Source organism: Pontibacterium sp., assembly GCF_964228735.1.
Taxonomy (GTDB): Bacteria; Pseudomonadota; Gammaproteobacteria; order Pseudomonadales; family Balneatricaceae; genus Pontibacterium.
In genome coordinates this window covers 1-11,419 of sequence record NZ_CAXRBQ010000027.1, presented here as the reverse complement: position 1 = coordinate 11,419, position 11,419 = coordinate 1, and the positions used below count along the sequence as shown (strand labels likewise).

Sequence of the window (11,419 nt, the reverse complement as noted above, 5' to 3'; positions counted from 1 at the left end):
TGCGATCATTGCCGACGGTGTAAGTACGGCAGAAGCCGGTGCGGAGGCTGCACAGTACTGCGTGCAGGAGTTCCTCAGCGACTACTTCGACACGCCGGAGATCTGGACAGTCAGCAAGTCTGCCCAGAAGGTACTAACCTCCATCAATCGGCTGCTCTATGCCCGCAGCCACGAATACCTCTCCACCACCCGCGGCCATGTCTGCACCCTGTCCGTACTGATTATCAAATCCCGAAAGGCACACCTGTTCCACATCGGGGACAGCCGCATCTACCTGATCCGCAACCAGAGCCTGGAAATGCTCACTGAGGATCACATCACCCGCCTGAGCGAGAGCAATAGCTGCCTGTCGCGGGCGATGGGGATGGATACACATCTGGAGATCGACTACCGCTGTATCGATATCGAAGAGGGTGACCTGTTCCTGCTCAGCACCGATGGCATCCACGATTCGCTGGAACCGTCGGTCCTGAAAAACATGGCGCTGGCTGACCGTGACCTGCAGGCTTGCAGTGAAGCACTGGTGCAAGCGGCGTACGATGCAGGCAGCACCGACAACCTGAGCTGTCAGCTGGTACGGGTGGATAAACTCTCCGACAACACAGTGGACGAGATCACAGACCGCCTAACCGACCTGCCCTTCCCGCCGGAGCTGGAACCGGGCATGAAGATCGATAACTACTTTGTCGAATCGGAGTTGTACGCCAGCAACCGCAGCCAGCTGTACCGGGTGCGTGACCTGGAGACTGAACAGATCTGGGTGATGAAAACCCCGTCACGCAACTACGATGATGATGCGGCGTACATTGAACGCTTTGTGATGGAGGAATGGGTAGGCAGTCGTATCCACAGCCCCAACGTGGTGAAGGTACATATCCCCAACCGGGCCAAAAACTTCCTCTACTACCTGATGGAGCCGATTGAAGGGGTGCCGCTGGATGACTGGATCAAAACCAACCCGGCCCCGAAACCGGCGCTGGCCATTGAGATCGTCAAGCAGATCGCCAATGGCCTGAAGGCGTTCCACAAGCGTGAAACCCTGCACCAGGACCTGAAGCCGAGCAACGTGATGATCCGACCAGACAATACAGCCGTCATTGTCGACTTCGGTTCGGTGTTTGTGGCAGGGATCAACGAGATCTTTGTGCCGATCGAGCGTGACCGAATCCTCGGCACCATGAACTACTCCGATCCGGTTTTCCGACTGGGGCAGAACACCGGTATCAAGGGGGATATGTTCTCTCTGGCGGCAATCACTTACGAGATCTTCACCCACCACCTGCCGTTTGGCGACGGCCTGGAAAACTGCGAAAAACCGCAGCAACTGCAAAAACTGAAATACATCCCTGCGGACCGTTACAATCCGATCATCCCGATCTGGTTCGACCGCGCACTGGAAAAAGCGATGATGATCGACCCACAACAACGTTACGACACTATAGACCACTTTATGCAGGACCTGACCGAACCCAACCCGGCCTTCCTGGTATCCCGTGAAGCCGCCCAGAAATCTCCTAACGCGCTGATCTTCTGGCAGCTGATGTCGCTGGTGTGGTTTATGATCGCCCTGTTTACCCTGATCGCCTTCTGGCTGAAATAATCCCCTATTCCCGCCATTCAAAGCGCGGGAACATCGTATTCAGTACTGCCTTGAGCTGAACCTTTTCGGACGTTGAGATCACCGCCGGTTCACACAGGTTCGGATCAAGGCACTGCCCTCCATGATTGATCTGCAAGGCATACCGTCTTACTCCCCGCTGCATCAACTGCTCGGCAAGGCGTAACAGATCTTCTGGCTGCATCAGACGCCAGTCCACCGTGGTGCGGCATTCAAAATTGGTACCGCTATCCAACAGCAGATCCAGGCAACGCTGATTCTGGATATGCTGGTTGGCCCGCCCTGTGACTGTCTGATACAGATCGTCCGGCGCTTTCACATCCAGACCGATCCAATCGGTCAGGCCCAACAGCTTCGACAACGAACTGGCGCTGACGCCGGCGGTATGAAGACCGACCTTGTAACCCAGCTCGATCGCACTGAGCATAGCCTCACGCAGGCCCGATTGCAGGGTCGGCTCACCTCCGCTGAACACCACCGCTTCCAGCATCTCCTTGCGCTGTTCCATAAAACTCACCACCCGCGACCAGCTCAGCTGGCCCGGCTCCTCCCGAAAAGGGATCAGGTGTGAGTTCTGGCAATAAGCACAGCGCAACGGACAGCCCTGTGTGTACACCACACAGGCAAGGTGGTCAGGGTAGTCGATCGTGGTGAGGGGAGTGAGACCACTGATCTGCAGGGCTGCCGTCATGCTGTTTCCTCGCTGCTTTCTAGGCGTTACTTACGCCTTACTTATGCCTTAGATTCAACAAAGTGGCAGCGCTCGGCGTGCTCGGCTTTTTTACCCGCATTAAACTGCGCCACCGGGCGGTGGTAACCCATGACACGGGTCCAGACTTCGCAGCGCTGGCGTTCTTCTGGTTTCAGCAGGGTCTGAGCTTCGTCGATATGTGCGTTCATGGTGAACTCCTTGTTCGTTTCTAGTATTCAGTGCTTTTTGTTAGCTTGAGTGTTCGTTTCAGTGGGCCACCTGGGCCTTCATCTGCTCCTGCTTTTTCTGCAGCAGCTCTTCGTCACAACGTGGACAGAACTCGTGCTCACCGGCCAGATAACCGTGCACCGGGCAGATTGAGAACGTTGGTGTAATGGTGATATACGGCAGCGCAAACTGGCTCAGCGCGGTTTTCACCATCTGCTTGCAGGCGCGCACGCTGGAGATCCGCTCACGCATATACAGGTGCAGTACGGTGCCGCCGGTATAGCGGGTCTGCAGTTCGTCCTGCATCTCCAGCGCGGTAAACGGATCGTCGGTGTAACCCACCGGCAGCTGGCTGGAGTTGGTGTAGTACGGCGTTTCGCGCGTACCGGCCTGTAGGATATCCGGATAGCGTTTTTGGTCTTCTCGGGCAAAACGGTAAGTGGTGCCCTCGGCCGGGGTCGCTTCCAGGTTATAGAGGTGTCCGGTCTGCTGCTGGAATTCAGTCAGGCGGTCGTTGATATGGTTGAGCAGACGGATCGCCTCCCGCATCCCCTCCTCTCCGGTGATATCCATACGGTCGTCACTGAAGTTGCGCAGCATCTCGTTGATGCCGTTCACACCCACGGTGGAGAAGTGGTTACGCAGGGTGCCCAGGTAACGTTTGCTGTAAGGGAACAAGCCTTCATCCATCAACTGCTGGATACGCTGGCGTTTCAGCTCGAGCGAGTCTTTCGCCAAATACAGCAAGTGATCCAGCTGTTCGTACAACTCATCCCAGTCGCCTTTGTGGCGATACCCCAAGCGGGCGCAGTTAATGGTCACTACACCGATTGAGCCCGTCTGCTCGGCAGAGCCAAACAGGCCGTTACCGCGCTTCAGCAGCTCGCGCAGGTCCAGCTGCAGACGACAGCACATGGAGCGCACCATGTTCGGCTCCAGGTCGGAGCGGATAAAGTTCTGGAAATACGGCAAGCCATACTTGGCGGTGAGGCTGAACAGGCGCTCAGCGTTGTCACACTCCCAGTCAAAGTCCTTGGTGATGTTGTAGGTCGGGATTGGGAAGGTGAACACCCGCCCCATGGCATCGCCCTTATCCATCACCTCCAGGTAAGCGCGGTTGATCATGTCCATCTCAGCCTGCAGATCACCGTAGCTGAACGGCATCTCTTCTCCGGCAATCACCGGGATCTGCTCTACAATATCATCCGGGCAGTGCCAGTCGAACGTCAGGTTGGTGAACGGCGTTTGAGTACCCCAACGGGACGGTACGTTGAGGTTGTAGATCAGCTCCTGCATACACTGCAGTACTGCTTCGTAGCTCATCTGATCCTTACGCACGAACGGCGCCAGGTAGGTATCAAAGGAGCTGAATGCCTGTGCACCCGCCCACTCATTCTGCAGGGTGCCGAGGAAGTTGACGATCTGCCCCACCGCACTGCTCAGGTGCTTGGGCGGACCACTTTCCAGACGACCCGGAATACCATTCAGGCCTTCATGCAACAATGTGCGCAAAGACCAACCGGCACAATAACCGGACAGCATATCAAGGTCATGAACATGCAGATCCCCTTCGCGATGCGCCAGGCCGATCTGGGGTGTGTACACCTCATTCAGCCAGTAGTTAGCGATCACTTTGCCTGAAACGTTCAGAATCAGACCTCCCAACGAGTAACCCTGGTTGGCATTCGCGTTTACACGCCAGTCGCTACGCTCAAGATACTCATCCACGGTACTTCTTACGGCTACTGACTGATGGTTATCCATGACACCCTCAACACTATATATGGTTAGTTATTTACAACATAGCACAACATGTAGTGCATTGTGCGTAACCCAACCACTAGATAGCCTTGATTGTTATCAAGGGGAGAAAAATTATTTTCCCTTATGATGGCTGCCACTTTAGAGGAGTAATCAGATGGCCTTTCTCACCGCACGCTTACCGTTTCCCCGCCCCGACAGTGCAAAACTGATGAATCGGGTGATCAGCAAAACCGAGTCACTGATCCCGTTCAGCGTGAAGAAACAACTGCTGGAGAAAGCCCTGAATCAGGCCTTTGCGCAACCGCTGGCCGATGACGAGTTTTACTTTCTGGAAGACCACCAGCTGGGCCTGGAAGTGACCGATCTGGGCATTAAAGTAGTACTCAGCTGCGAAGCGGAAAAACTGGTGGTGTGCGACTCAGACAGCGCTGATGCCTGGGTTAAAGGTGAAGCACGCGACTTCCTGAAACTGGCCAACCGGGAACAGGACCCGGACACCCTCTTCTTCCAGCGCCGCCTGCTGATCGAAGGCAATACCGAGCTGGGCTTAGCCGTTAAGAACCTGCTCGACAGCATCGATTGGGACGACTTGCCGCAGATGATGCGCAAGGGTGTTGAGCTGGCGAGTAAGCTACCGGTTTAACCCAATACCTGTTTCAAAAAAGTCCTGCTTAAAAAGTGTCTTTTTCACAACAGATTACGTCACGTACACCACACTCAAGCAATTGCCTTGCCTCCCGGAATTCCGTAAAGTCGGGGCGCCAAATATCAAAATCTATTCTCAGGGCGGGGTGGAATTCCCCACCGGCGGTATGTCCAGGCACTCAATATCAAGAGTGTTAAGTGGATAAGCCCGCGAGCGCCTTGCTTTCTAAGCAAGGGTCAGCAGATCTGGTGAGAAGCCAGAGCCGACGGTTATAGTCCGGATGGGAGAGGATACAAGTCAGGCAACAGCGTTTTACGTTGTGGCCTTTTTTCGTATGCGTTTTATGTATGCGATGCCTTTCTTTGCCCTGGTTCTAACTATTGAACTAGGAGTTTTTCATGCAACACAGCAATCCACAGGAACCACAGGAATCCCTACTGAGCGAATTCGGTACTCCAACCGAGCGTATATTGGCAGCATTGGATGCCCTCAAAACCGGCCAAGGCGTTCTGGTACTGGACGACGAAGACCGCGAGAATGAAGGCGACCTGATCTACGCATCAGAATCCCTCACCGCCGAACAGATGGCCCTGCTGATCCGCGAGTGCAGCGGCATCGTCTGCCTCTGTATCACTGAAGAGCGCGCCCGCCAGCTGGACCTGCCACCGAGGGTGGAAGCCAACAACAGCAAAAATCAAACTGCGTTTACCGTTACCATTGAGGCGAAAGAAGGTGTAACCACCGGTGTCTCTGCCCAGGATCGTGTGACTACGGTAAAAACCGCCATTGCCGAAAATGCAAAACCGGAAGACCTGGCCCGTCCGGGGCATGTATTCCCGCTGGTTGCTAAAAACGGCGGTGTACTGGCCCGCCGTGGCCATACCGAAGGCACCGTGGATCTCATGCAACTGGCAGGCCTGATGCCGTCTGGTGTTCTGTGTGAAGTGACCAACCCGGACGGCACCATGGCACGCACACCGGAAATCATCGAGTTTGGTAAGTTGCACAATATGCCGGTGCTGACGATTGAAGATATTGTGTTTTATCGGGAAGAGTTGTTGGGTAAGAGTGCTTAAGCTCTGCATTGCATTTTCCCTCTGATGAGCGGGGTAAGGGAGGTGACTGTCCTCCCTTATTTCCCTCTCCTTCCTACTTCAAATCAATGACTCGATTCTTACCCCTTGCCTTTTTCTCAAACCCGTTACATATTAGGCACTTAAGGACATCGTCATGCAGATATATGAGCATGGCGGATTATCAATATACGCATGCTCGTTTTCAGCGGAAGAGAAAGAGGCATTCGATCCAAAGTTCCCTTCTCTTTAAAGCATCTGGTTGCTAATAGCTCTTTATTTTTCAGGAATAGAAGCTATCGGAAAAATCAGAATTGCATAATTTTTTATTTTTTATAACTCAAAGTACGATTAAAGAGGAAAATCTGGTTGTGAGGTACTATCTCTTTACTTCAAAGTCAAAGCTAAGCGACATCAAAGAGTATCCGGCAGTTGTTCTAAGACGAGACAGCTGGGATGATTTTGGCTATAAAACCACATTAGAGTTGACATATTACCCTTCAGAAGAGAAAAGCGGAAAAGTTATAGGGCACATTAAAGTCCTACACATAAACGATGCAGATGGGTATACACAATTTGAACAATCCGAGTTTAACAATCTAAGCAACAACTATTGTTCACTGGGACAAAGCTCAGAATACTATAAAAACATAAAAGATTTAAAGTTAGACTCCATACTGGAAGATCTCAAAGACTGCGCAGTTAGCGACACCATTCGCGATAAATTCTTCAGCCTATCTGGTTTCAACTCATCTTTGCTTCGCTCAAGCCGAGCTGAGAAACTACTACACGAAGCAAAGGTAATATTTTCTAGCCAAGTAACTGTTCCTAGAAAAGTAGAGCATGACTTTTCTTTCAACTACAGAATACAACTACCCAACTCTCGCGAACTAACAGAGATTAACTTTAACTTCGAGAGGCAAGAAATCTTACCTTTCAGAATCAATGTAATTGTTGGAAAAAATGCTTGCGGTAAATCTCAAGTATTATCAAACCTAGCACTAGCACTATCAGGAATGGGCGTAGAAAACGAAGGAGAAGTAATAAAGTCGGACCATAGATATCTATTTGGTGACATCCATGTTATTTCATACAGCCCTTTCGACACTTTTAAGGACTTATCACAACTCAATGGGGGAAAGGTATCTAAAAGCAACATTGATTCCGGGCTAATACCTTATAACTTTTATGGCGTTAGAAAACTAATAAACATCGATGGAAATCAAGAAGTAATACTAAAATCTCACAAAGAAACAAAGAAGGAGCTAAACAAAAGCTACAACAACATCTTAAAAAACAATCATCGTGATTTTCTTGCTGACATATTTGAATCTTGCCTAGGCTGGAAAGTTGTGACAGGAGAACCCAAGAAAGTAATTGACAATTACGATAGCTTTAGCAGTGGACAAAAACTACTAATCAAGGTAATTACTGACTTTCTTTCTTCTGTCAAAAAAGACGATTTGGTATTAATCGATGAACCAGAAACATATCTACACCCTCAAGGTGTAAGCAACTTCTATCATTGTATAAAAAAGCTACTAAATTACACGCAATCATACTGCATCATGGCTACTCATTCTCCGATTATTGTCCAGGAAACTCCTTCAAAGTACATCAACATAATGACAGAAGTCGGTTCTAACATAAGATCCAAGAGACCAAACGCAGAAACATTAGGCCAAGGTGTCAGCGCAATAATAAACGAGGTTTTCAAAATAGACTTTAACAATTTGAGCTTTTTTGACACTCTCCAGTCATTCAAGGACAACAATGTAACATTAGAAGAATTAGAATCAATACTAGGAAATAAACTAGACTTTAGCGCCAAAAGTTATTTTTTAAGCATAGAAGGGCGAACCAATGAAAAGTAGCTCTCTACCATGCATAGTTGAACCAGATAACTTCAAAACATTCATAAAGTACAGAAAAGGCGATACAAGGGCCAACCTATTAAGCATCAAAAAGAAAATTCAATATTATTACAACCACTATAACTCTCACAATAAAAACATTCACAAGATAAAACCACGCAAGCTGTGCACTTCTGAAAAAAACACAATGATCGATGTTTATGAGAGCTACGAGTCCAAGGCCATCGTAGATTTTCGCGACACATTATTTGATCACATTTCAAAATGCCCCTACTGCGGACTCAATGAAACTGTTCACTTAGATCACTACTTACCAAAGAGTGAATTTGCCGAGTACTCATTATTCACCAAAAACTTAATACCCTGCTGCTACTCATGCAACTCGACTTACAAAAAGACCAGCTACGAGGAAAATGGCTCTCGGGTTTATTTCCACCCATATATTGATAGCATCGACTCATATGAGGTATTACGGCTTTCAATACGTTGGATTGAGGAAGGAATGATGTTGCATTATGGTATAAACCAATCTTCTGGCTTGGATCCGGATACTACTCAAGTATTAAAGAAACATTTCAAACACCTACAGCTTGGCAAACGCTATCTACAATTGGCAAGCGACTATCTATCCGATATGAAACCCAGATTTAATGAAGATTATGGTGCAAGCTCAGATGCAGCTAAGTTAAAGCAAGCTCTTGAATCAAAGTACAAGGATGCTCTATCAGAATCTGGACGTAACAATTGGAAAACAGCATTGCTAAAAAACCTAAAAAACAATGAACAGTTTTACAATGGCGGCTTTTTAGAAGTTTAGAGTTCACAACAATACACTCATATCGAATAGTAATGCATGAAGCTTTTGTATGCGTTGGTCTTAGTACCCAATGTGTAATCTGAGATTTCAGAAGGGCCTTATTCACACCTTTACTTTTTTGGCCATGTTTAAGATTGAAAGCAACCATTCGGTCGCTTTCAATCATATCTGCTACTCCACCCACTGAATCCCAGGCTCGCCATACCAGTAACCATTACACTGCCCCTGGCTGATCATACGAATGCTATCCGATGTGGTTTCTCCATTTAACCGCGCAGCAAAACGTTTGATCACCTCCACCAGCCCTTCCCTTTGTGGACTGATACGCACCTTGTTTACACCAATCTGCGCCATACGCTCCAGTTCGTGTTCCAGGTTGTAGTGTTCAGCGGACATGGTCTGGATGCCGTTCATGGTGAACAGGGCTTTACCCTCTTGGGAGCGTAGAGTAATTCCATCCGGGTATTCGATGCAGCAGAACTCGCAGTTATCTTTTGGTACGTTGCGGTAGCGTGCGGTAAAGCAGCGAGCGGCGTAGGCCAGCGGCAGACAACCGTAGGCGAACACTTCAGTTTCCAGTTCCGGCATTCCACCGTCTTCATCAACCTGATGCAGCAGGGTTGCGAGGGTATCGGCACCCAGCTCCACCGGCATCACCCAGCGGCGCATACCACTGTGGTAGAGCTGGTTCAGTACCGGCAGATTGTAGATATTGATTGAGGGACCGGTAACAAACGGCAGATCCTGCTGACTGAGAAGCTGAACGGCGGCCATATCGTTGGCCTCCACCAGAAACTCGCCGTTACTGCAGATACGGCGCAGCGCTTTCAGCTCGGATTCCGCTTCCAGCAGGGCGAGGCCGGAGAGTACCACCTGCTTTCCGCACTGCTTCAACTCCCTTGCTAGCCCCAACCAGTCGTCAGTTTTCAGCTGGCGGCGCTTGGAGCAGACGGTCTCGCCCAGGTAGATGGTTTCCACCGGTGTTTCTGCCATCTCGGCGTAGAAGTTATACACATCCTGCTTCGGCCAGAAGTAGAGCAGCGGGCCCAGGGTCAGTTGCATTTGGTTGTCCATGGTTTCGCTCCTCTTACTGCCAGCTACGGTGGTAGGCACCGATGGTGGTGGTTGAACCTTCGGAAAGGTCGGTCAGGCCCTGATTCCACTCCGGCTTTACTGCAAACGGCGCACTGGATTTGGCCTGATCCAGTGCCTGTCGCCAGATACTCACCACCTGTGCCACATAAGCCGGGCTGCGCTGCCGCCCTTCGATCTTCACGGCGTTGATACCGATCGATTCCAGTTCCGGGATCAGGTCGAGGGTGTTGAGGCTGGTTGGTTCTTCCATCGCGTGGTAGACGTTGCCTTCCACATCAAAACGGCCCTTGCAGAGGGTTGGATAACCGGCTTTCTCCCCTTCGCCATAACGGTCGATCAATACATCGTTAAGGCGGGATTCCAGCCCTCGCGGCGTCTCCTCCCAACGCACGGCTTTTGCCGGAGAGCAGGCGCCACAGGTGTTGGGGGACTCATCGGTCAGGTAGGAGGAGAGGTAACAGCGCCCTTCCACCATGATGCAGAGGCTACCGAAGGCAAAGACCTCCAGTTCAACGGGACTGTGCCGCGCCAGGTGTGCAACCTGCGCCAGCGACAGTACGCGTGGCAGTACTGCCCGCTTGATGTTGAACTGCTGCTTGTAATAGTGGAGCGCTTCGTAGTTGGTGGCGGAACCCTGTACAGAGAGGTGCAGGTTGAGGTCAGGGTGACGCTCGGCGGCGTAACCCAGCACGCCCATATCGGCACCGATCAATGCATTCACCTGCAGATCAGCCGCCATATCCACCGCCTGCTGCCAGGTCTGCCAGCCTTGTGGTTGGGGGTAGGTGTTTATCGCACAGAGCACTTTAACGCCGCGGCTGCGGGCGTATTGGATGCCCTTCTCGGCTTTGCGCCGGTCGAAGTTCAGACCGGTAAAGTGGCGGGCGTTGGTGGCATCCCGAAACCCGAAATAAACCGCATCAGCGCCGTTATCCACCGCTGCCTTTAATGCAGGAAAACTGCCTGCCGGACAGACCAGCTCCATCACTACCTCCAGAGTTAATGTGTAACTTGGGAGGGCAGCTTAACCACGTGGTCGGTAGAAATACTTGATGGCTATCAAGGTGGGGGGATGGGTTAAGAGCAAGGGTAAATCTATTGTAGGGCAGCCTTCAGGCTGCCGGCAGCGTGAACGCTGCCCTACAGGGTAAGGAATCTGGAAGATCTTTGTAGCAGCGGGCTCCGACCGCGACCTATACCACGATGCTAAAAAGTCGCCCTCGGAGCGGGCTGCTACAGGTGTCGAAATCAGCCATGTAGGTTGGCCGCCGCGTAGCGGTGCCCAACACGTTAGGCATCGCTTTGCGATGGCTAACCTGCGGAGATATGGCTTGGATAAATATCAACGCTCACGCAGTGGCTGCAGCAGGGATTCGAGGCCGTTAATACGAATCTCCAGCAACAACCCAAGCAATTCACCCAACTCCCCTTTTGGGAAGCCTTCGCGGGCAAACCAGAGCAGATACGGTTCCGGCAGGTCCATCAGCACACGGCCCTGATACTTGCCGAACGGCATTTTCATGGTGGCCATCTTTTTCAGCATCTGCGGGTTTAGATCCATGGGGTACTCTGCGCTGTGGGTAAATTACGGTTCGTCTTGGATTGGGGCATTG

11 protein-coding genes and 1 riboswitch are annotated in these 11,419 nt (G+C 51.0%); of the genes, 5 read left to right on the top strand and 6 right to left on the bottom strand.

Annotated features, from left to right (window positions below; all coding sequences use genetic code 11):
• A partial coding sequence (locus tag ACEQ15_RS02625; protein WP_370277473.1) for a protein phosphatase 2C domain-containing protein occupies nucleotides 1-1,600 on the top strand: 1,600 nt, incomplete at its 5' end.
• A gap of 4 nt (nucleotides 1,601-1,604) precedes the next feature.
• Here ACEQ15_RS02625 and ACEQ15_RS02620 read toward each other — a convergent pair.
• From ACEQ15_RS02620 to ACEQ15_RS02610, 3 genes are read right to left on the bottom strand one after another with little or no spacing between them, the layout of a single operon-like run.
• Complete coding sequence (locus tag ACEQ15_RS02620; RefSeq protein ID WP_370277472.1) at nucleotides 1,605-2,309, bottom strand: anaerobic ribonucleoside-triphosphate reductase activating protein; 705 nt, start codon at nucleotides 2,307-2,309, stop codon at nucleotides 1,605-1,607.
• Nucleotides 2,310-2,350: 41 nt separating this feature from the next.
• Entirely contained in the window at nucleotides 2,351-2,518 is a 168-nt protein-coding gene (gene nrdD / locus ACEQ15_RS02615) for an anaerobic ribonucleoside-triphosphate reductase (RefSeq protein WP_370277471.1), read from the bottom strand.
• Nucleotides 2,519-2,576: 58 nt separating this feature from the next.
• The gene (locus tag ACEQ15_RS02610; RefSeq protein WP_370277470.1) at nucleotides 2,577-4,301 is read right to left on the bottom strand and encodes a ribonucleoside triphosphate reductase; all 1,725 of its coding nucleotides are present in this window, start codon (nucleotides 4,299-4,301) and stop codon (nucleotides 2,577-2,579) included.
• A 154-nt stretch (nucleotides 4,302-4,455) separates the two neighbouring features.
• On the opposite strand from ACEQ15_RS02610, the gene ACEQ15_RS02605 reads away from it, so the two are divergent.
• The 4 genes from ACEQ15_RS02605 (at nucleotide 4,456) to ACEQ15_RS02590 (ending at nucleotide 8,711) form a co-directional block, all read left to right on the top strand.
• Entirely contained in the window at nucleotides 4,456-4,944 is a 489-nt protein-coding gene (locus ACEQ15_RS02605; RefSeq protein WP_370277469.1) for an SCP2 domain-containing protein, read from the top strand.
• Between the two features lie 130 nt (nucleotides 4,945-5,074).
• A riboswitch (FMN riboswitch) is annotated at nucleotides 5,075-5,243 on the top strand.
• Nucleotides 5,244-5,345: 102 nt separating this feature from the next.
• Nucleotides 5,346-6,023, top strand: coding sequence for a 3,4-dihydroxy-2-butanone-4-phosphate synthase (ribB, locus tag ACEQ15_RS02600; protein WP_370277468.1), 678 nt, complete (start codon nucleotides 5,346-5,348; stop codon nucleotides 6,021-6,023).
• Between the two features lie 368 nt (nucleotides 6,024-6,391).
• On the top strand, nucleotides 6,392-7,894 hold the full coding sequence (locus tag ACEQ15_RS02595) for an AAA family ATPase (protein ID WP_370277467.1): 1,503 nt from the start codon (nucleotides 6,392-6,394) through the stop codon (nucleotides 7,892-7,894).
• Nucleotides 7,884-8,711 carry an HNH endonuclease gene (locus ACEQ15_RS02590; RefSeq protein ID WP_370277466.1) on the top strand — a complete coding sequence of 276 codons (828 nt, stop codon included), beginning with the start codon at nucleotides 7,884-7,886 and terminating at the stop codon, nucleotides 8,709-8,711. The genes ACEQ15_RS02595 and ACEQ15_RS02590 overlap by 11 nt, the downstream gene beginning before the upstream one ends.
• 171 nt (nucleotides 8,712-8,882) lie before the next feature.
• Here ACEQ15_RS02590 and ACEQ15_RS02585 read toward each other — a convergent pair whose 3' ends face one another.
• The 3 genes from ACEQ15_RS02585 to ACEQ15_RS02575 form a co-directional block, all read right to left on the bottom strand.
• Nucleotides 8,883-9,785, bottom strand: coding sequence for a U32 family peptidase (locus ACEQ15_RS02585; protein WP_370277465.1), 903 nt, complete (start codon nucleotides 9,783-9,785; stop codon nucleotides 8,883-8,885).
• A 13-nt stretch (nucleotides 9,786-9,798) separates the two neighbouring features.
• Nucleotides 9,799-10,791 carry a peptidase U32 family protein gene (locus ACEQ15_RS02580; RefSeq protein WP_370277464.1) on the bottom strand — a complete coding sequence of 331 codons (993 nt, stop codon included), beginning with the start codon at nucleotides 10,789-10,791 and terminating at the stop codon, nucleotides 9,799-9,801.
• 357 nt (nucleotides 10,792-11,148) lie between these two features.
• Nucleotides 11,149-11,367, bottom strand: coding sequence for a DUF3820 family protein (locus ACEQ15_RS02575; RefSeq protein WP_282356237.1), 219 nt, complete (start codon nucleotides 11,365-11,367; stop codon nucleotides 11,149-11,151).
• Between the last annotated feature and the right edge of the window lie 52 nt (nucleotides 11,368-11,419).